Origin of the sequence: Planosporangium flavigriseum, assembly GCF_011947225.1 — a bacterium.
GTDB classification, from domain to species: Bacteria; Actinomycetota; Actinomycetes; order Mycobacteriales; family Micromonosporaceae; genus Planosporangium; species Planosporangium flavigriseum.
This window is the reverse complement of the sequence record NZ_JAATVW010000009.1, coordinates 40,561-59,873: the sequence shown is the minus strand read 5'-3', so window position 1 is coordinate 59,873 and position 19,313 is coordinate 40,561. Positions and strand designations below refer to the sequence as shown.

Here is a 19,313-nt window from a genome sequence, read left to right as displayed (position 1 = left end):
ACGGAGGAGCGCGGTGGCGGCGAGTGTTGAGACCTTGAAGGATGCTCTCGACCGGCGAATTCTGGTCCTGGACGGCGCCTGGGGCACCATGCTTCAGCGGGTCGGGCTGACGCCGGAGGACTACCGGGGCGAGCGGTTCGCCGACCACCCGCGCGACCTCACCGGCGACCCCGACCTGCTCAACCTGACCCGGCCGGACGTCATCCTCGACATCCACCGGCAGTACTTCGCCGCCGGCGCCGACATCACGACAACGAACACGTTCACGGCGACCAGCATCGGCCAGGCCGACTACGGCCTGGAGGCGGCCGTACGCGAGATGAACCTGGCCGGGGCGCGGCTGGCGCGGCAGGCCGCCGACGAGTTCGGTGGGCGGTTCGTGGCCGGGTCGGTCGGTCCGCTGAACGTCACGCTGTCGCTGTCGCCCCGCGTCGACGACCCGGCGTTCCGGCCGGTGACGTTCGACCAGGTCCACGCCGCGTACGCCGAGCAGATCGCGGCGCTCGCCGAGGGCGGCGTGGACCTGCTGCTCATCGAGACCATTTTCGACACGCTCAACGCGAAGGCGGCCATCACCGCCGCGCGGGAGGTGGCGCCGGACCTACCGCTGTGGATCTCGGTGACGATCGTCGACCGCAGCGGCCGTACCCTGTCGGGGCAGACGGTCGAGGCGTTCTGGACGTCCGTCGCGCATGCGCGCCCGCTGGTGGTGGGCGTCAACTGCTCGCTCGGCGCGGAGGAGATGCGGCCCCACGTCACGGAACTGTCGCGGCTGGCGGACACGTACATCAGTTGCCACCCCAATGCCGGCCTGCCCAACGCCTTCGGCGGCTACGACGAACAGCCGCACGACACGTCCCGGCTGCTGCGCGGGTTCGCCGAGGCGGGCCTGGTCAACGTCGTCGGCGGCTGCTGCGGGACCAGCCCGGCGCACATCGAGCAGATCGCGCAGGCCGTGACGGCAGTGCCGCCGCGCCGGGTGCCGGCGCCCGCTGCGCGCTCGCGGTGGAGCGGCCTGGAGCCGTTCGAGATCGGGCCGGACACCGGGTTCGTGATGATCGGCGAGCGCAACAACGTCACCGGTTCGGCCCGGTTCCGGCGGCTCATCGAGGCCGGCGACTTCCAGGCCGCGGTCGACGTCGCGCTGGAGCAGGTACGGGGCGGGGCCAACCTGCTCGACGTCAACATGGACGCCGACCTGCTCGACTCCGAGCGGGCGATGACGACGTTCCTGAACCTCATCGCCACCGAGCCCGAAGTCGCCCGGATACCGATCATGATCGACAGCTCGCGCTGGAGCGTGCTCGAAGCCGGCCTGAAGTGCGTGCAGGGCAAGGGCGTGGTCAACTCGATCAGCCTCAAGGAGGGCGAGGAGCCGTTCCTGGAGCAGGCCCGCCGCATCCGGGACTTCGGGGCCGGCGTCGTCGTGATGGCCTTCGACGAGCAGGGGCAGGCCGACACGGTCGACCGCAAGGTGGCGATCTGCGGGCGGGCGTACGACCTGCTCACGCGAGTGGCCGGGTTCGCGCCGCACGACATCGTGTTCGACCCCAACGTCCTCGCGGTCGCCACCGGCATCGAGGAGCACAACGGGTACGCGAAGGCCTTCATCGACGCGCTCCCCCTCATCAAGCAGCGCTGCCCCGGCGTTCGGCTGAGCGGCGGCATCTCCAACCTGTCGTTCTCCTTCCGGGGCAACGACGTTGTACGCGAGGCGATGCACTCGGCGTTCCTGTTCCACGCGATCCGCGCCGGGCTGGACATGGGCATCGTCAACGCCGGCCAACTCGTCGTGTACCAGGACATCCCGGCCGACCTGCTCGAACTCGTCGAAGACGTGATCTTCGACCGGCGTCCGGACGCCACCGACCGCCTGGTCAGCTTCGCCGCGAGCGTCAAGGGCTCGGGCACCAAGCGGCAGGTCGACCTGTCGTGGCGGGACGCGCCGGTGGAGAAGCGCCTCGCGCACGCGCTCGTGCACGGCATCGTCGACTTCATCGAGGCCGACACCGAGGAGGCGCGCCAGGCCGCCGCCCGGCCCCTCGACGTGATCGAGGGTCCGCTGATGGACGGCATGAAGATCGTGGGCGACCTCTTCGGCGCCGGGAAGATGTTCCTGCCGCAGGTCGTGAAGAGCGCCCGGGCGATGAAGCGGTCCGTGGCCTACCTGGAGCCCTTCATGCAGGCCGAGAAGGAGCAGGCGCTGCGCGAGGGGCGTACCGGCGGCGGGCGCGCCCAGGGCAAGGTCGTCCTGGCCACCGTCAAGGGCGACGTGCACGACATCGGCAAGAACATCGTCGGCGTCGTCCTCGGCTGCAACAACTACGAGGTCATCGACCTCGGCGTGATGGTCCCGGCGGACACCATCCTGGACACCGCGGTCGCCGAGGGCGCCAGCGCCGTCGGGCTGTCCGGGCTGATCACGCCGTCGCTCGACGAGATGGTCAATGTGGCCAAGGAGATGCAACGCCGCGGCCTCGACCTGCCGCTGCTGATCGGTGGGGCGACGACGTCGCGCCAGCACACCGCGGTACGGATCGCGCCGGCGTACGACCGCCCGACCGTGCACGTGCTCGACGCGTCCCGGGTCGTCGGCGTCGTCTCCGACCTGCTCGACCCGGAGCGCGCCGCCGACCTCGACCGGCGCAACCGCGCCGACCAGGAGCGGCTTCGCCAGCAGCACGCCGAGAAGGAGCGGCGGCCGCTGCTACCGCTGTCGCAGGCCCGGGCCAACCGCCAGCAGGTCGACTTCAGTGATCTGCCCACGCCGCCGTTCACCGGCGCCCGCGTCGTCGAGCCCGACCTGCGGACGCTCCGGGAACTGATCGACTGGCAGTTCTTCTTCTCCGCGTGGGAGATGCGGGGCAAGTACCCGGCGATCCTGGAGCAGCCGGCGGCCCGGGAACTCTTCGACGAGGCCCAGACCCTGCTCGACGAGATCATCGCCGGTGGCCTGCTGACGGCGCGCGGCGGGTACGGCTTCTGGCCGGCGCACGCCGAGGGCGACGACATTGTGGTCGACGGCGGGCCGCGCTTCCCGATGCTGCGCCAGCAGGCGACGCGGACGGACACCCGACCCAACCGCAGCCTCGCCGACTACCTCGCCCCCGCCGGCGACCACCTCGGCGCGTTCGCCGTCAGCATCCACGGCGCGGACGAACTGGCCGCCCGGTACGAGGCCGAGCACGACGACTACCGCGCGATCATGGTGAAGGCGCTCGCCGACCGCCTCGCGGAGGCCTTCGCGGAGTACGTCCACCTCGAAGCGCGCCGCGGGTGGTACGAGCCCGGCGCGCAGCCGACGCTGGAAGACCTGCACGCGGAGCGGTTCCGCGGCATCCGGCCCGCCTTCGGCTACCCGGCCTGCCCGGACCACTCGGAGAAGCGGAAGCTCGTCGACCTGCTGGACGCCGAGAGCCTCGGCATCGCGCTCACCGAGTCCTACGCGATGACGCCGGCCGCGGCCGTCAGCGGCCTGCTGTTCGCACACCCGGACTCCCGCTACTTCGCGGTCGGCCGGATCGGCAAGGACCAGGTCGCCGACTACGCCGCCCGCAAGGGCGTCCCGGTGGCCGACGTGGAGCGCTGGCTGCGGCCCAACCTCTCGTACGACCCGGAGTGAACGGCAAGGGCTGGGCGGTGGTTGAGGCTCAACCACCGCCCGGCGGTGCCCTTTACTCGACCGGCTTGGCGACCGCGTCCAGGTCGCGGTCCGCCTCCGGGATGATCCGCCACTCCCGCTGCACGTCCAGCGACCGGCACAGCAGCCAATACAACACCCCGGCCACCGGGATGCCGACGAAGAACGCCAGGTCGACCCCGTTGAGCGCGTTGGCGATGAACCCGTGGAAGAAGCTCAGGTACATGAACGGGATCATCACCGCGAAGGAGATCCAGTACGCGGTGAGCCCGCGCCAGTTCCACCGGCCGTACATGCCGGCCGGGTTGAAGATCTCCCGGACCGAGTACCGGTTCTTCCGGACCAGGAAGTAGTCGACCAGGTTGATGGCGGTCCACGGGGCCATCAGGTACCCCAGCACGGCCAGCACCGTGTAGAACGTGCCGTTGAGGAAGTCGTCCGGGATGAACAGTCCCACGACGGTCGCCGTAATCGCGATCAGCAGGATCGTGACCATCCGGATGGCGCGGGTCGCGGACACCGGCTTGACGCTGTCCGCCGCGCTGATGAGGGTCAGCGAACCCCCGTAGATGCACATGCCGGTGAAGATGGCCAGCGAGATGCCGCCCAGGATCAGCACGATGGCGCCGAGGCCGTTGAACACCTGGTCGGACGCGTCCTGCAGCGCGCCGGTGAGGCCGGCGTCGGGGAAGACGGCGGCCGCGATCGCGCCCAGCGCCTCCATCCAGTACACGCCCAGGCCCGCGCCGAGCGCGGTGTACGCGATGATCGAGCGGTGGCTCGTGTGCGCCGGCATGTAGCGCGAGTAGTCGGAGACGAAGAAGGCCCACGACAGCTGGTACACCGCGGCGGCCGAGGCCACGATGAGGAACTTCGTCAGGTCGAACGTCCCCGAGGCGCTGAGCTGCCCGGCCGGGATGTGGCCGCCGACGGCGGCGCCGACCGTGAACACCAGCAGCGCGATGACGAGCAGGACCGTGACGATCCGCTGGCCGACGTGCAGCCAGTCGTACCCGTAGATGGCGAACACCGTCGCGACGATGCCCAGGACGACGATCCAGAGCCAGCTCGGGCCCATGCCCAACTGGTGGGCGGTCGCGCCCATGGTGTTGACGCCGAACACGACGTAACCCCAGTACACGAGCACGGCCACGGCCCAGATGAACATGGACCCGTAGCGGCCGAACTGCGGCCGGGACTGCACCATCTGCGGCAGGCCGAGGTGCGGGCCCTGGCTGGCGTGCGCGGCGACCGGGATCGTACCGATGATCGTGCCGACCGCCAGCGCGATCAACGTCCAGAAGAGATTGAGCCCCGACCAGATGCCGATGGCGCCCGTCGAGAGGCTGAGTAGCTGGGCGCTCCCCGCGAACCAAATCGTCGCCTGGTCACTGAGGCGACCGTGCCGCTCGCTCGCCGGCACATAGTCGATGGAGCGCGACTCGATACCCCGGATGGGCGCGGTCGTCGCCGTGGTGGCGCTCGAGCCGGAGTGCGGCGAGCGCAGCTCCGACGACCTGGGTAATTCCGACATAGGGTCTCCATAAGGGTGGGCCCGCGGCGACAGGAAGTGACGACAGGCCGGTTGCGGGGACAGTAGAAGGAGCCCCGGCGCCACCGCTATCGTGCGCGCGAACCAAGATCTGGCCTGGCCTTGTGCTTTCGGACGACGCGGTCGTCCACTTCGTTGTCCCGTATGAAAGCGGTGCCGGCCTTTAAGAACCCGGCACAGTTGTCGCGCCCCCGCCCCGCGGCGGATCCTCTCCGCAAGCCCAGCGCGCGCACGTCTCGCGCTGACCTCGATTTGGAGCCGGAGAGTATGGACGCAGCCAAGGAGTTCGCCCGCCTCAGCGGAGCGCTGTTCGTCGACGGCGGGATCCGTCCGAGTACCGCCACCGCCCGTAAGGCAGTCATCGACCCCGCGACGGGCCTGAAACTCGGCGAGATCGCGGACTGCACCCCGGCCGAGGTGGAGGAGGTCGTCGCCCGCGCCAACGCCGCGCAGCGGACGTGGTGGGCCGAGTCGGCGCTGCACCGCTCGGAGGTCCTGCACGAGGTGGCCCGCGCCATGCGCCGCCTGAAGCCGCAGCTCGCCGAGCTGCTGACCCGCGAGACGGGCAAGCCGTACAAGGAGAGCGCGGACGAGGTCGACTGGAGCGTCACCGCGACCGACTACTACGCCGAACTCGGGCGGCACTCGCACGGGCAGGTCCTCGGCCCGGCGGTGGCCGGGCAGATGCACTACACGCTCAAGGAGCCCATGGGCGTCGTGGTCGTCATCCTGCCGTCGAACTTCCCGCTGCTGCTGTTCGTCTGGGAAGCGGCGGCCGCCCTCGCCGCCGGCAACGCGGTCATCGTGAAGCCGTCCGAGTACGCGTCGCTGACCACCCTGAAGTTCATGGAGGCGTTCGCCGACCTGCCCCGCGGTCTGGTCCAGTGCGTCACCGGCGGCGGCGAGGTCGGCAGGCAGCTCGTCGAGCACTCCGACACCCACATGGTGGGCTTCACCGGCAGCGTCCCGACCGGCCAGGCGATCGCCCGGGCGTGCGCGGAGACGTTCAAGCCGCACCTGATCGAGGCGTCCGGCAACGACCCGTTCATCGTCATGCCGTCCGCTCCCCTCCAGATCGCCGCCCGCGCCGTCACCTTCGCCGCGTTCATGAACTGCGGCCAGGTCTGCACGTCGGCCGAGCGCATCTACGTCCACACCGACATCTACGACCAGTTCGCCCGGCTCGTGGTGGCGGAGACGGCGAAGCTGCGCATCGGCAACGGTCTGGACAAGGTGGACGTCGGCCCGATGGGCAACGCCCAGGAGCGGGACCGGTTCGAGCGCCTCCTGGCCCACGCCGTGGAGCAGGGCGCGAGCGTAGCGTTCGGCGGAGAGCGCCCGGAGGGCTTCTCCGCCGGCTTCTTCCACGAGCCGACCGTGCTCGTGGACGTGACGCCCGAGATGGACGTCCTGCACGGTGAGGTGTACGGGCCGCTGGCGCCGCTGTGCCGAGTGTCCTCGTTCGACGAGGCGATCGAGCTGGCCAACGCGTCGCCGTTCGGCCTCGGCGCCACCGTGTACACCACCGACCTGGTCGAGACCCACCGGGCCGCCCGCGAGATCCAGTCCGGCATGGTCTGGATCAACGCCCCGATCCTCGACAACGACGCCGGCCCGTTCGGCGGGCGCAAGATGTCCGGCACCGGCCGCCAGCTCGGTACCGAAGGGCTCGACACCTTCCGGCACACCAAGCTCGTCATGGTCGACCCCGCCGCCGACCCGCAGGACTTCTGGTGGTTCCCGTACTCCGACGACGAGGCCTGGAACAAGCGCTGACCGCGGAGTACCGCCAGCTCAGCATGGGGAAGGTACTGGGCCACTGACGCGTGAACCGCGGGGCTAGACCTCGTGTAGCCCCGCGGCGATCGCGGCCTGCAGGGACATCCACAGTTCGGCCACGTCCGCCGTGGAGCCGAGGTTCCGGCCGGTGAGCTCCTCGACCCGGTCCATCCGGTACACCAGGGTCTGCTTGTGCACGAACAGGCGCGAGGCGGCCCGCGTCCAGGAGCGGTTCTCCTCCAGGAAGACGCGCAGGGACAGGACCAGTTGGCTGCCCTTCGCCTCGTCGTACTCCAGCAGCGGGCCGAGGCAGCGGCGGGCCGCCTCCTCGCACTCGACCAGGCTGGCCGGTAGAAAGCCGGAGAAGCGCCGATCGGTGGAGTAACGTCCCAGCCGGCGGTCGGTGTCCCTGACCTGGTGCAGGGCCCAGGTGGCCTGCAGGAGCGCCGGCCTGGTGTCCACCACCCGGTCGATGGGGGCGCTCGCCCCCACCCGCGCCGACGGCGGCAACTCGTCGAGGAGCATCGCCAACGCATCCTCCTCGTCGGGTAGGAGCGCGATGTTCAGCCGGTTCCTGGTCAGCAACGCGTTCGGCACGCCCGCGTCGTCGAAGCGGTGGTGCAGGTCGGCCCAGACCGCGTCGCTCTCGTCGTCGACCTGGGTCACCACCACCAGGCGGCGGCCACCCAGCCGCCGCTCGACCAGCTCATCCAGGGCCACGGTCGGGTCGATGTTCCCGTCGAGCAGGCGTACGAGCAACGATGCCCCGAGGCGCCGGGCGCGTTCCCGCTCCGCGGTGGCCGCCGACCGCTGCGCCGACACGACCGCCGCGGCATGCTGGACGAGGCCGATGTCGAGCATGCGACCGGGGGTCGGCACCGCCACCAGGGTGGCCGCCTGCGGGCCGGGTAGCCGTACCGCGATCGCACCGTCCGGGAGCCTGGTCGGGGCGCCGCCGTCCCCGGTGGGTAGGCCCGCGCCCGCATTTGCGCCCGCCGACGCCAGGGTCAGGGTCGCGCCGAGTTCCGTCCCGAGATCCCGCAGCAGTTGCGGAGTCCCGTCGACCTGCGAGAGCGAGCGCATGTGGCGGTAGAGCCGTTCGGTCGTCGCCAGCCGGGCCTGTTCCTCGCGGGCGTTGGCGTTGGCCACCGCGCGGGCCAGCGCCACGAACGGCACCTCGGCCTGCGTGAGCAGCAGCGGCAGGCCGCACGCGTCCGCGGCGGCGAGCATCTCGGGCTGCAGGTCGGGCGACTTCATCCGGTCACCGATGGCGATGCCGACGACCCCGGCGGCGGACAGCTGGGTCATGTAGTCCGCCTGGCTCTTCGCGTCGGCGGGCACGCCGATGCCGGTCGTCATGAGAAGCTCGCCGTCGCCGAGCCACAACCACGGCTCCGGCAGCTCGCAGACGTGCGCCCAGGAGATCCGGCGGTCCAGCCCGGCAGCGCCCGCGACGACCCGCGTCTCCAGGGACGGCACCCCGACGAGCTCACCCACGGTGATCGCCATCGAGCCTCCTCATCCTGTCCGTACGCGGGCGCGTCCCGTCATCGCACCGTGCGGGCCACATCGTACGGACGAAGGCGCCGTTTCGTCAGAAGATCGACCGGCCGGCCCCGCAACCGAGGAGGAGATGAGTCAAGAGTGGTAGACGTCGGCGCGGTGGTCGATGCGCACGACATGGACGGTGCGGGTGTCGTCGTCGATGCGGTAGACGACCCGGTAGGCACCGCGACGAGCGGAGTGGTAGCCGGCCAGGTCGCGGGTGAGCGCTTTGCCGGCTCGGTGGGGGTTGCCCAGCAGCGGTCCAGAGATGAACTCACCGACGGCCGCGGCCACGGCCACGGCGAGAGGCAGCCCGGCCGGAGGAGACTCGGTCAGTGAGCGACGTGCGGCGGGTGCCAGTGACAGGCGGTAGGCCTCGTCAGCCACGGCTTTCCCGTTTTGCCCGCTCGGCAAGCAGTACGCAGCCTCATCCCCTTCCCGTATCCCCTTCCCGTGGAAGTGCGTACGCTGATCGTGAATTTCTGCTGCGTCATGACAGGAGAGCGCCATGCCTCGCCCACCGCTGCCGCCGTTCACGTACGAGACCGCCGTGCAGAAGGTGCGGATGGCCGAGGACGCGTGGAACACGCGGGACCCGGAACGGGTCGCGCTCGCCTACACGGAGAACTCCGAGTGGCGCAACCGGTCCGAGTTCCTCACCGGCCGGCCGGCAATCCAGGAATTCCTCACCCGCAAGTGGAGCCGCGAGCTGGAGTACCGGCTCATCAAGGAGCTGTGGGCCTTCACCGAGAACCGCATCGCCGTCCGGTTCGCGTACGAGTGGCACGACGACTCCGGCAACTGGTTCCGCTCGTACGGCAACGAGAACTGGGAGTTCGACGCCGACGGCCTGATGCGTCGACGGATCGCCAGCATCAACGACCTGCCTATCGCCGAGAGCGACCGGCTGTACTTCTGGCCGCAGGGTCGGCGCCCCGACGACCACCCCGGACTCAGCGAACTGGGACTGTAGGGGCGTAGGCCAGCTCCCCGGCCCGGATCTCGGCCTCCAGCCGGTTTTCCGGCGGCGCGAGCGGGCAGGCCCACCTGCTGTCGTACGCGCAACTGGGGTTGTACAGGTAGTTGAGGTCCAGCCGGACCCGGCCGGACCCGAGCAGTTGCACGCCCCTGCCGAACGTGCCCTTCACCGTGTCGGTGAGGTAGCGACCCCCGCCGTACGTCTCGCGTGCGCTGGTGCCGTCGCGCAGCGGCAGGAACAGGCCACCGCCGTACGCGGCGATCCACCACAGCGACACCTGCCCCCACGGGGTGCCGAGCACGCCGACCCGGTCGTACCGGATGACGCCGTCGGGGCCGCCGGTGTCGATGTCGAGGTGGCCGGGCTCCTCCCGCAGCGGCACCTCCACGATGGCGTCCTCGGACGGCGGGAAGTACCGCAGGCCTTCGAACGCAGCCCGCTCGGCGGCCGGGATGGGTGATTGGGGATGGGTGGCGAACAGCTCATCGCGCCGGGCCCGGAACTCGGCGAGTCCGGACGTAGACAGGTACAGCCGCGTCACCGCTTCGCGGTAGTCGGCTAGCTCGATCGCCTGCATGCGATCAAGCTAGCCGGTGGCCCGGCACGGGTATCCCCGAGGTCACCGACCGTCGGCTAGCTCGGGGTGGCCCTGCCGGAGCAGGTCGATGAGGACCCGCTCCGCGTCGGGCGGAAGCATCGCGACGAACCTCGTCAGAACGGCGCGACGATCGCCGCCCGCGTCCAGAACTGCCCGGATCCGGCCCGCCGCAAGCTCGGCCCGGTCCGGCGCGGCGGTGTACAGGCAGGACCGCCCGACCCACTCGCACCGGGCCAGCCCCTGCTCCAGCAGCCGGTTCAGCACCGCCATCACCGTCGTCGCCATCACCGTCCGCCCGAGCCGCTCGCGTACCTGCTCAAGGGTCATCGGTTGGTCACCCGACGCGAGCATGCTGATCACGTCGCGTTCGAGGTCGGCCTTGGTGGGTGACGCCTGATCCAACATGCCGCCATCGTCTCCTTCGCACAGCGAACCTGACTGCCACCATGCCGACCCAGCCACCTGTGCGCCAGGGACTTAATCGGTAATCAACACACAACTAAGCCGTTCGGCAGCACGGCGCGTCGAGGCGCCCGAGTCGCAGCAGGCACCCCACAATGGGTCGTGACCGACGAACTGACCCTGTTCGACCTGCCCACGACCCCGACGACGTCGGCCGTCGCAATGCCGTCAGCCGTCGCAATGCCGTCAGCCGTCGCGGCTGGCGGTTCACCGGTCGGGGCGCTGGTGGTCGCCGCAACTGACGGCTCGTGCGAGCCGAACCCGGGTACGGCAGCCGGCGCCTGGTACGTGTCCCCGACCTGTTACGGGGTGGCCCCCATCGAGGGTGAAGGCACGAACAACGTCGGTGAGCTCTCCGCGATCAAGGCCCTGCTCCAGGCGGTACCCGCGAACCGGCCGCTGGAGATCGTCTACGACAGCGAGTACGCCCGGAAGTGCCTGACCGAGTGGATCGGGAACTGGAGCCGCGGCGGCACCCTGCCGCCGGCCGCGTGGCGGCGCGGGCGGACCCGGGAGCCGGTGAAGAACGCCGAACTGATCGCCGAGACGCACGCCCTCCTCGCCGGCCGGACGGTGACGTGGACGAAGGCGAAGGCGCACGTCTCGGTCAAGCTCGGCGGCCACGCGCTCAACCACGAGGCCGACCGGCTCGCCGGCACCGCGGTCGAGGTGATGCGGCGCGGCGGCGTCCCGGACCGGGGCCCCGGCTGGGTCGAGTAGCCGCCGGGCGGTTACGCCCGGTGGGGAAGGCGACGCCAGGCCTGGACGACCTCGTCGGCGTCGACGGTGGGCAGCACGACCGGCGGTCCGTCGATGAGTCCGCGCCGCGCCCGGAGGATCCGTTCGTTCAGGTCGTCGACGTACCCGCGTACCGACGCCTCGGTCCTCTTGTCCGCCACCGCCTGCGGCAGATCTTCGACCTCTTTGCGTAACGCCAACGAGGCAGGCACCACGCCGGTGATGTTCTCCCGGCGGACCAGATCCTTGATCCACCAGTCCTCGTCGTACTCTTCGCCGATTCCCGGCAGCGGCTTGCCCGCACCGGGCAAGTTGTCGAAGTCGCCGCGCTCGTACGCCTCGCGGATCTGACGGTCGATGTACGACTCGTACCAGCTGGTCATCAACACCACCTGCCCGGACTCGCCGCGATCGGAGCAGAGCAGGATCAAGCCTACCGTCGCGGATGCCGCCCGATCGGCACGCGGCGGTGGCCGGCCCGGACGGCCCGGGCCGGCCACCGCGTTCGCCGCACGCGGGGTCGGTCAGCTCACGGGTAGCTGACGACGGGGCTGGTCCCGTACGAGCCGACGACCGGAGCGCCCGCCTCGTTGATCGTCCGCTCGATGCCGCCGCTACCGTTCAGGAAGACGGTGATCATGTTGTGGAAGCGGACGCCCGGCACCTTCGGTACCTCGATCGCCCGGTCCGCGCGGATGTCCACGCCCTGGTTGAAGTACGCGTAGACGCCCAGGCCCCACGCCTCGTGACTGCGCACCCACGGGCCGACCTGGTACGACGCCCAGCCCTTGCCGGTCGGGCTGGTCCACGCCTGCTGACTCGGTGGGTCGTACGGCATCTCGCTCTGGTAGAAGACCGTGCGGCCGCGCTGGCCGTTCCAGATGGTCTGGTACTTCTGGTAGTGCTCGACGAACAGGCCGTACGCGGTCACCCCGTCGCCGTTCACCACCACCCCGGTGTCGGCCGTGTTCTGCGCCCAGCCGACCCCGTTGCCGTGGTCGGCGCGCCAGGCCCAGAGGTTGTCGATGATCGTGTCATTGCTGTTGACCACGAGGCTCGTCTTCGCCCTGCCGGCCCACGGACCGCCGATGCGGAAGAACACGTCCTGCAGGGAGATCGGGTTGCCCGAGTGGCTCCGGTGGCTGTTCCGCTTTCCGACCTCGACGAGCACGTCGGACTCGTGCCGTCCGGCGTCGACGAGTACGCCCGCGACCCGTACGCCGTCGACGTCCTCGATCCGCAGCACGGCATCACCCGTGTCCGGGGTGAGGCTCGGCATGCCGAGCCCGAGGACGACGGTGTCCTTGTGCGTCACGCGCAGGGCACGGTCGAGGTGGTAGACGCCCGGGGTGAGCAGGAGGTGCTTGCCGCGCGCCAGCGCCCGGTTGATCGTCTGCGCGGTGTCGGTCGGCTTGGCGATGAAGAAGTCGCCGATCGGCAGGGACGAGCCCTTCTCCCCCGGCCCGGCCGCCCACGTCGTACCGGACGAGTCGTGACGCAGACCGGGGACGAAGACGCGGTACCGGCCCGCGTCGTCGAGGTACAGGAAAGGCTTCTCGCGCGTGACGGGGCTGGTCGGCAACGTCGTGTAGGGCGGGTTCGGGAAGCCCTCCGCAGGCGCCCCGACGACGCCCGAGAACACCTGGTTCCAGACACCGTTGGTCCAGGCGCCGCCTAGTTCGCTGTCGCGGGTCAGCCACTGCTGCTGCGAGCCGTTGATCGTGATCCCGTCGACCTTGGTGTCGGCGAGGTAGCCGCCGCTGGAGTAGCCGCCATTGCCGGGCTCGAGCCAGAGGGTGCCGCGGATGTGCACCCGCCGCATGGGCGAAGCCTGCGACACCGCCCACTGGTTGGACCAGTCGGTCGGGGTCACCGACAGGTTCTCGGCCGAGCGCCAGAAGTTGGTGAGCGCGGAGATGCCGGCCGGCGAGTTCGGGTCGGGCTGGCCGACGACGCGTACCGCGCCGTGGATGTCGACGTCATCCGGTGACCGGCCGAGCCCGGCGACGCTCGTGTAGTAGCCGACCTTCGCGTTGACGTCGTACCGGCCTGGCTTGAACAGGACGGCGTACCGGTTCGTACCCATCTCGTTGTGCTCTTGCTGCTTGAAGATCTCGTCGAGCTTGGCCTGGATCTGGGCGGCCGGCGTCGACGGGTCGTACACGAGGACGTTGGGCCCCAAGTCCGGCTGCCCGGCGGGGTGCGCGGCGGGGTGCGCGGCGGGGTGCGCGGCGGGGTGCGCGGCGGGGTGCGCGGCGGCGGAGCCGGCGGGGGACAGCAGGCCGACGGCGGGGAGCGATGCCGCCGTGACAACGAGGGTGAGCAGACGGCGTAACGCGAGTCTCGTACGGGCGCGCGCTGGCACGCCGTGGTTGCGGGCTGTTCTCATCGACCTACCTATCGACGACGGTCGGCGAGACCGGGCCGGGCGGACGGGCGGAGCGACTGGGAGAGCGCTCTCCTGCCCGGCCCGGCTAGGGTCAAGCCATAGAAGGGGGTGAGTTAAAGACTTTCTACCCTGTCCACCCCGCCCAGCGCTACCGCTCGGCCGCATCGCCCTGTCGACCGGCGCCGCCTCCAGCGCCTCGGCCCCGCCGAGCACGAACGCCCCACCCACTGACGCCTTCTCCCGGATCTTGGAAGGTTTGACATCAAATCCGATGTCAAACCTTCCAAGATTCAATAGTTCACCGGAGGTTGCCGGCCACGGCATCCGGGCATGCAGTCGTAAAGGGGCATATGCCCTACCGCAAGAGATCCCTCAGGGAGGGACACCTCATGTCATCGCCCCGCGAACCGGAGGGCGCGCCCAGGGGGCCCGAAGTAGCGCCAACGCCACCGGCCCGGGAGACCTAGTCCCCGGCGAGGAGCTCCTCGAACGACGTCGACAGCGCGAACGGGTCGGGCGCCGTCGCGGGCTCGCGCAGGTTGATCTGCCCGGCAAGCTCCCGCGCGGCGCGCTGGATCCGGCCGCGCAGCGCCCCGCCGGCCGCCGCGCCCCCGCCGGCCGCCGCGCCCCCGCCGGCCGCCGCGCCTGCGCCACTGCCACCCCGACCGCCACCACCGGCCCAGTCCTCCGGCGCGGCGAAGACGGCCGTGGGCACGACGACCGCCCGCAGGTACGCGAACATGGGCCGGAGCGCGTGTTCCAGCGCCAGTGAGTGCCGCGCGGTTCCGCCGGTCGCGCCGATCAGGACAGGCTTGTCCACCAGCGCGGTGTCTCCGATGACGTCGAAGAACAGCTTGAACAGGCCGCTGTACGACGCGTTGAAGATCGGCGTGACGGCGATCAGCCCGTCCGCGGCGGCCACCGCGTCGATGATCGGCTTGAGCTGGGCCGACGGGAAGCCGGTCAGCAGGTGGTTGGTCAGATCATGGGCGTGGTCACGCAGGTCGACGGCCGACGTGGAGAGCTGGATGCCCAGCCGCGAAGCCTCCGCACCGGTCGCGGCGGCGAGCTGGTCGGCGAGCAGGCGCGTGGACGACGGCTGGCTCAGACCGGCCGAGACCGCGACGAGTTTGCGCCCCGTCATCGAGCGGCCGCCTTCAGCTTCAGCGAGGCGTGGGTCGGCGCCTCCGGTACGTGCGCTGGGCGCAGCGCGTCGAACTCCTTGCGCAGCACCGGCACGACCTCCTCGCCGAGGAGGTCGAGCTGTTCCAGGACGGTCTTCAGCGGCAGGCCGGCGTGGTCGAGCAGGAAGAGCTGCCGCTGGTAGTCGCCGACGTACTCGCGGAAGCCCAGCGTACGGTCGATCACCTGCTGCGGGCTGCCGACCGTCAGCGGGGTCTGCGACGTGAACTCCTCCAGCGACGGGCCGTGGCCGTACACCGGCGCGTTGTCGAAGTACGGCCGGAACTCGCGGACGGCTTCCTGCGAGTTCTTGCGCATGAACACCTGCCCACCGAGGCCCACGATGGCCTGGTCGGCGCTGCCGTGGCCGTAGTGCTCGAACCGCTGCCGGTAGAGGGCCACCATGCGCTGCGTATGCGAAGCGGGCCAGAAGATGTGGTTGGCGAAGAAGCCGTCGCCGTAGTACGCGGCCTGCTCGGCGATCTCGGGGCTGCGGATGGAGCCGTGCCACACGAACGGCGGGATGCCGTCGAGCGGCCGCGGCGTCGAGGTGAACGACTGCAGCGGGGTCCGGAAGCGCCCCTCCCAGTCCACGACGTCCTCCCGCCACAACCGGCGCAGCAGGGCGTAGTTCTCGATGGCGAGGGCGATGCCGTTACGGATGTCCTGCCCGAACCACGGGTACACCGGACCGGTGTTGCCTCGGCCCATCATCAGATCGACCCGCCCATCGGCCAGGTGCTGCAGCATCGCGTAGTCCTCGGCGATCTTCACCGGGTCGTTCGTGGTGATCAGCGTGGTCGCGGTCGAGAGCAACAGCCGGTCGGTCTGCCCTGCGATGTAGGCCAGCGTCGTCGTCGGCGAGGAGGAGAAGAACGGCGGGTTGTGGTGCTCACCGAGGGCGAAGACGTCGAGCCCGACCTCCTCGGCCTTCCTCGCGATCGCGACGACCGCCTTGATCCGCTCCGCCTCGGCCGGCGTACGGCCGTTGGTGGGGTCGGTGGTGATGTCACTGACCGTGAAGATCCCGAACTGCATGTCTTGCTCCTGCCTCAGAAGCGGAGGCCACCTCGGTCCCCCCGAACCTGCCATCGACAACATATTTGACGCGGCAACAATTTCGGGGGCTGGTGTTGCGGGCGACACACCCGGCCGGGTGACAGCGAATGGAGCGCCGGGTCGCAGCCCTCACTCGAAGGTGAGCTGCTCGCTGCGGCGCGGCATCAGCAGCAGCGCACCCACGCCGAGCACCCCGACCACGACCAACGCGAGGAAGACGTTGTGGGTGGCGGCGTACAGGGAGCTACGGACGTACTCGGCCACCGCCGGCGTCGCTGCGCGGGTGTGCCCACTGAGCAGGAGGCTGGACGCGTCCGCGTTGCTGGGCAGCCGCCCGGCGATCCCGGCAGGCGGGTGGGCGAAGCGCGAGGCCAGGGTGGCGTTGGCGATAGCGCCGAAGACGGCGGCGCCGACCGCGCTGCCCAGCGAACGGCTGAACATGTTGGTGCCGGTGACCACGCCCCGGCGGTCCCAGCCGACCACCGACTGGACCGCGACCAGGGTCGGGCTGGCAGCCAGACCGAGCCCGACGCCGACGACGAAGGCCGCCCCCGCAACCGCCAACACCGACGAGTCCGCCGCCAGCAGCGAGATCAGCACGGCGCCGCCGATGACGAACACACTGCCGATGAGCGCGGTGTCCCGGAAGCCGACCCGGAGATAGATGCGCCCGGACAGGGTGGCCGCGATCGGCCAGCCGACGGTCATCGCGGCCAGGGCGAACCCGGCGACCAGCGCGCTCGTGCCGAGCACGCCTTCGGCGAAGGTGGGCAGGTACGAGCTCAGCCCGATCGTCAGCGCGCCGACGACCAGGGACGCGAGGTTACCCCCGGTGAGGACCCGGCGACTGAACACCCAGAGCGGCATGACGGGCTCGGCGGCGCGGCGCTCGATGAACACGAACGCGACGAGCAGGGCGGCGCCGATCACGAAGATCACGAGGCTCCGGGTCGAGGCCCAGCCCCACGCCACTCCCCCTTCGAGGAGGCCGAGAATGATCAGCGACAGCCCGCCGGTGAGCACGGCGGCGCCGACGAAGTCCACCCGGTGCTTCCGACGCTCCACCCGTTCGACGAACCGGCGGGCCAGCACCCACGCCGCGACCGCACCCAGTGGCAGGTTGACGAAGAAGATCCACCGCCAGGACAGGTACTCGGAGAAAACGCCGCCGAGGGTCGGGCCGACCACCGCGGAGATTCCCCAGACACTCGCCAGGTACCCCTGCACCCGGGCACGCTCCTCGACGGTGTACAGGTCGCCGACCATGGTCATGCTGATCGGCTGGACCGCGCCCGCGCCGATGCCCTGGACGGCGCGCGCGATGATCAGAACGGGCATGCTCCAGGCGACGCCGCACAGGACCGAGCCCAGCAGGAACAGCGCGATACCGAAGAACATCACGGGCTTGCGGCCCAGCGAGTCGGCGAACTTGCCGTACAGCGGCACGGTGACCGCCTGGGTGAGCAGGTAGATCGAGAACAGCCACGGGAACTGGGAGAAACCGCCCAGGTCGCGCACAATGGACGGAATCGCCGTTGCGATGATCGTGGAGTCGAGGGCAACCAGGGCCATGCAGAGCATGATCGCGGCGAGCACTGGGCCGCGGTCGGACCTGAAGCCGACGCCTGTCACCGACTTGGTGTCGACTGCCGGGGTTGTCGTCATGCAGATATCGCTTTCACTGGACGGTGAATCACTGAGATCAACTGGTTTGCTATGCGAAGCATTCCAGCTACCGGCTCCCGAGACGCGGATCACCCACGGCGATATCCGGGAAATCACAGCTCGTGAGGCGAATTGGCCGGTTCAGGTTTATCCGGCGGGCGGCGACGGTACGGGTCTGTTGACCGTCCGGCCCGAGGAGGTTCTCAACCCGTGAACGTCAGCGACCTGCTGATCGAGTACTTCGATCGACTTCCTGACCTCGTCCGCTCCGCCGTCGACGGCCTGACGCCTTCGCAGTTGCGGTGGTCGCCGACGCCCGGAGCGAACTCCATCGGCTGGCTCGTCTGGCACCTCACCCGGGTACAGGACCACCACGTCGCCGAACTTGTCGGCCAGGACCAGGTGTGGGTGTCCGGCGACTGGGCCGGTCACTTCGGGCTCGACCCCGACCCCGACAACACCGGCTACGGCCACTCCCCCGAGCAGACCTCCGAGGTCCGTCCGGACAGCGCCCAGGTACTCATCGACTACTACGACGCGGTCGCCGGGCGGACCCGCGAGTTCCTGCGCGGCCTGAAGCCCGAGGATCTCGACCGGGTCGTCGACAAGCGCTGGGACCCGCCGGTGACCCTCGGCGTCCGGCTCGTCAGCATCGCCAACGACGACACTCAGCACGTCGGCCAGGCCGCGTACGTACGCGGCCTGCTGCCCGAAAGCTGAGCTGTCCACAGCGGTCACACGTACGGGCCCGTCGTCTCGCCGTCAGTCTTCGACACCCGTACGGAGACGACGTTGGCGAGGTTGAGGACCACGCCGTGCTCGTTGGTGTCGGGCCCCTCCTTCGCGTGCTTCAACACCAGGCTGCTGCGCTCGTCCAGAGCGCGCGCCACCGCTTCCAGCGCCTCCTCCTGCCCACTGAAGTCCGCGCTCAGCAGCGAGACGTCGTCACCGCCCACCGGGTGGAATCGAATGACCAGTTCGACCTTGCCAGCCACGGTTCGCCCCTTTCCCGCTCGCACGCCTGCCCGGTTTGCGGCCGGCAACACCTTCCGCCGCAGACGGCGACCGGATCAGTAGAGCGGCGGGGAGATGACCCACATGACCGTGGCGGGGCGGGGCGTGGGGTTGTGGAAGGAGTGCGGCAGGGACGGATCGAGCAACAGGGTGTCGCCCGCCCGCAGGCAGTACTGGTCGTCGCCGACCGAAATCTCGATCTTTCCCTTCAGTACGACGACGCACTCCTCGTCGCCGGCGTGCGTGTACGGCTCGTCGCCGGACCCCCTACCGGCTCCGACCACGGACTCGATGAGCTGGATCCGGCGAGCCACGGGCGGAGTGAGCAGCGAGTCCTCCCACGCGCCGGCCGGCTGCGCGAGCCGCCTGCGGTCCGCGACCCGGACCACCATCCCGGAGACCGGCCCACCGTCGAAGAGCGACGCGATCGGCTCGCCCAACGCCTCCGCGATCCGGCGCAGGGACGCCACGGACGGATTGGCCATCCCCCGCTCGACCTGCGAGAGAAAGCTCTCCGAGACGGAAGCCGCCTCCGCCGCCTCCCGCAGCGACACCTGTTTGCCGGTACGCAGCTGCCGGATCCGCTTGCCCAGCTCCTTGTCCGCCTCGCCGTCGTCCGGCCCGCCGGAAGCGGGGCGCGCGACGCGATCGCGTTGCTTCGCCCCCGCTCCGGTTCGGCCAGTGTGCGCCATCGGCCCGATCGATTGCGTA

At 70.1% G+C, this 19,313-nt stretch carries 18 protein-coding genes; 6 read left to right on the top strand and 12 right to left on the bottom strand.

The window, feature by feature from the left end; genetic code table 11:
- The first annotated feature begins 13 nt into the window (after positions 1-13).
- On the top strand, positions 14-3,622 hold the full coding sequence (metH, locus tag HC028_RS14550; protein WP_168077556.1) for a methionine synthase: 3,609 nt from the start codon (positions 14-16) through the stop codon (positions 3,620-3,622).
- Between the two features lie 52 nt (positions 3,623-3,674).
- Here metH and HC028_RS14545 read toward each other — a convergent pair whose 3' ends face one another.
- Positions 3,675-5,174, bottom strand: coding sequence for a purine-cytosine permease family protein (locus HC028_RS14545; RefSeq protein WP_168077551.1), 1,500 nt, complete (start codon positions 5,172-5,174; stop codon positions 3,675-3,677).
- Between the two features lie 285 nt (positions 5,175-5,459).
- Between HC028_RS14545 and HC028_RS14540 the strand changes: the two genes are divergently transcribed.
- Positions 5,460-6,968 carry an aldehyde dehydrogenase family protein gene (locus HC028_RS14540; RefSeq protein WP_168077550.1) on the top strand — a complete coding sequence of 503 codons (1,509 nt, stop codon included), beginning with the start codon at positions 5,460-5,462 and terminating at the stop codon, positions 6,966-6,968.
- A 63-nt stretch (positions 6,969-7,031) separates the two neighbouring features.
- Here HC028_RS14540 and HC028_RS14535 read toward each other — a convergent pair whose 3' ends face one another.
- On the bottom strand, positions 7,032-8,480 hold the full coding sequence (locus tag HC028_RS14535) for a PucR family transcriptional regulator (protein ID WP_168077549.1): 1,449 nt from the start codon (positions 8,478-8,480) through the stop codon (positions 7,032-7,034).
- 129 nt (positions 8,481-8,609) lie between these two features.
- Complete coding sequence (locus tag HC028_RS28155) at positions 8,610-8,903, bottom strand: type II toxin-antitoxin system RelE family toxin (RefSeq protein WP_275408239.1); 294 nt, start codon at positions 8,901-8,903, stop codon at positions 8,610-8,612.
- A gap of 121 nt (positions 8,904-9,024) precedes the next feature.
- Here HC028_RS28155 and HC028_RS14525 point away from each other — a divergent pair, with 121 nt between their 5' ends.
- Complete coding sequence (locus HC028_RS14525) at positions 9,025-9,489, top strand: nuclear transport factor 2 family protein (RefSeq protein WP_168077547.1); 465 nt, start codon at positions 9,025-9,027, stop codon at positions 9,487-9,489.
- Here HC028_RS14525 and HC028_RS14520 read toward each other — a convergent pair.
- Positions 9,470-10,072, bottom strand: a complete 603-nt coding sequence (locus HC028_RS14520; RefSeq protein WP_168077546.1) for a DUF1684 domain-containing protein — start codon at positions 10,070-10,072, stop codon at positions 9,470-9,472. The two genes, HC028_RS14525 and HC028_RS14520, sit on opposite strands and share 20 nt — an antisense overlap.
- A gap of 42 nt (positions 10,073-10,114) precedes the next feature.
- Positions 10,115-10,498, bottom strand: coding sequence for a BlaI/MecI/CopY family transcriptional regulator (locus tag HC028_RS14515; protein ID WP_168077545.1), 384 nt, complete (start codon positions 10,496-10,498; stop codon positions 10,115-10,117).
- Positions 10,499-10,657: 159 nt separating this feature from the next.
- Here HC028_RS14515 and HC028_RS14510 point away from each other — a divergent pair, with 159 nt between their 5' ends.
- Positions 10,658-11,275 carry an RNase H family protein gene (locus HC028_RS14510; protein ID WP_168077544.1) on the top strand — a complete coding sequence of 206 codons (618 nt, stop codon included), beginning with the start codon at positions 10,658-10,660 and terminating at the stop codon, positions 11,273-11,275.
- Positions 11,276-11,286: 11 nt separating this feature from the next.
- On the opposite strand, the gene HC028_RS14505 is transcribed toward HC028_RS14510, so the two are convergent.
- The 5 genes from HC028_RS14505 to HC028_RS14485 all read right to left on the bottom strand — a co-directional run bounded on the left by HC028_RS14505 (position 11,287) and on the right by HC028_RS14485 (position 17,495).
- The gene (locus tag HC028_RS14505) at positions 11,287-11,676 is read right to left on the bottom strand and encodes a DnaJ family domain-containing protein (RefSeq protein ID WP_168077543.1); all 390 of its coding nucleotides are present in this window, start codon (positions 11,674-11,676) and stop codon (positions 11,287-11,289) included.
- Between the two features lie 146 nt (positions 11,677-11,822).
- The gene (locus HC028_RS14500) at positions 11,823-13,682 is read right to left on the bottom strand and encodes an adenylyl cyclase (protein WP_168077542.1); all 1,860 of its coding nucleotides are present in this window, start codon (positions 13,680-13,682) and stop codon (positions 11,823-11,825) included.
- A 463-nt stretch (positions 13,683-14,145) separates the two neighbouring features.
- Positions 14,146-14,826, bottom strand: coding sequence for an FMN reductase (locus HC028_RS14495; RefSeq protein WP_168077541.1), 681 nt, complete (start codon positions 14,824-14,826; stop codon positions 14,146-14,148).
- The gene (locus HC028_RS14490; protein WP_168077540.1) at positions 14,823-15,902 is read right to left on the bottom strand and encodes an LLM class flavin-dependent oxidoreductase; all 1,080 of its coding nucleotides are present in this window, start codon (positions 15,900-15,902) and stop codon (positions 14,823-14,825) included. Before HC028_RS14490 ends, HC028_RS14495 begins: the two co-directional genes overlap by 4 nt.
- Before the next feature lie 150 nt (positions 15,903-16,052).
- Complete coding sequence (locus tag HC028_RS14485) at positions 16,053-17,495, bottom strand: MDR family MFS transporter (protein ID WP_239075423.1); 1,443 nt, start codon at positions 17,493-17,495, stop codon at positions 16,053-16,055.
- Here HC028_RS14485 and HC028_RS14480 point away from each other — a divergent pair.
- Both HC028_RS14480 and HC028_RS14475 read left to right on the top strand, forming a co-directional pair.
- A complete protein-coding gene (locus HC028_RS14480) occupies positions 17,494-17,802 on the top strand; it encodes a hypothetical protein (RefSeq protein ID WP_168077478.1) in 309 nt (102 codons plus the stop codon). The two genes, HC028_RS14485 and HC028_RS14480, sit on opposite strands and share 2 nt — an antisense overlap.
- Positions 17,799-18,308 carry a mycothiol transferase gene (locus HC028_RS14475; protein ID WP_168077538.1) on the top strand — a complete coding sequence of 170 codons (510 nt, stop codon included), beginning with the start codon at positions 17,799-17,801 and terminating at the stop codon, positions 18,306-18,308. The genes HC028_RS14480 and HC028_RS14475 overlap by 4 nt, the downstream gene beginning before the upstream one ends.
- Before the next feature lie 14 nt (positions 18,309-18,322).
- Here the strand turns inward: HC028_RS14475 and HC028_RS14470 are convergent, their stop codons facing one another.
- Positions 18,323-18,583 carry a hypothetical protein gene (locus HC028_RS14470; RefSeq protein ID WP_168077537.1) on the bottom strand — a complete coding sequence of 87 codons (261 nt, stop codon included), beginning with the start codon at positions 18,581-18,583 and terminating at the stop codon, positions 18,323-18,325.
- Between the two features lie 75 nt (positions 18,584-18,658).
- The gene (locus HC028_RS14465) at positions 18,659-19,294 is read right to left on the bottom strand and encodes a helix-turn-helix domain-containing protein (protein ID WP_168077536.1); all 636 of its coding nucleotides are present in this window, start codon (positions 19,292-19,294) and stop codon (positions 18,659-18,661) included.
- Between the last annotated feature and the right edge of the window lie 19 nt (positions 19,295-19,313).

Excerpts from the sequence above, each read along its gene's own strand:
- HC028_RS14545 (WP_168077551.1), bottom strand. The coding sequence starts at position 5,174 with ATGTCGGAATTACCCAGGTCGTCGGAGCTGCGCTCGCCGCACTCCGGC.
- HC028_RS14540 (WP_168077550.1), top strand. The coding sequence starts at position 5,460 with ATGGACGCAGCCAAGGAGTTCGCCCGCCTCAGCGGAGCGCTGTTCGTC.
- HC028_RS14535 (WP_168077549.1), bottom strand. The coding sequence starts at position 8,480 with ATGGCGATCACCGTGGGTGAGCTCGTCGGGGTGCCGTCCCTGGAGACG.
- HC028_RS14525 (WP_168077547.1), top strand. The coding sequence starts at position 9,025 with ATGCCTCGCCCACCGCTGCCGCCGTTCACGTACGAGACCGCCGTGCAG.
- HC028_RS14520 (WP_168077546.1), bottom strand. The coding sequence starts at position 10,072 with ATGCAGGCGATCGAGCTAGCCGACTACCGCGAAGCGGTGACGCGGCTG.
- HC028_RS14515 (WP_168077545.1), bottom strand. The coding sequence starts at position 10,498 with ATGTTGGATCAGGCGTCACCCACCAAGGCCGACCTCGAACGCGACGTG.
- HC028_RS14505 (WP_168077543.1), bottom strand. The coding sequence starts at position 11,676 with ATGACCAGCTGGTACGAGTCGTACATCGACCGTCAGATCCGCGAGGCG.
- HC028_RS14500 (WP_168077542.1), bottom strand. The coding sequence starts at position 13,682 with ATGAGAACAGCCCGCAACCACGGCGTGCCAGCGCGCGCCCGTACGAGA.
- HC028_RS14495 (WP_168077541.1), bottom strand. The coding sequence starts at position 14,826 with ATGACGGGGCGCAAACTCGTCGCGGTCTCGGCCGGTCTGAGCCAGCCG.
- HC028_RS14490 (WP_168077540.1), bottom strand. The coding sequence starts at position 15,902 with ATGCAGTTCGGGATCTTCACGGTCAGTGACATCACCACCGACCCCACC.
- HC028_RS14480 (WP_168077478.1), top strand. The coding sequence starts at position 17,494 with ATGCAGAGCATGATCGCGGCGAGCACTGGGCCGCGGTCGGACCTGAAG.
- HC028_RS14485 (WP_239075423.1), bottom strand. The coding sequence starts at position 17,495 with ATGGCCCTGGTTGCCCTCGACTCCACGATCATCGCAACGGCGATTCCG.
- HC028_RS14465 (WP_168077536.1), bottom strand. The coding sequence starts at position 19,294 with ATGGCGCACACTGGCCGAACCGGAGCGGGGGCGAAGCAACGCGATCGC.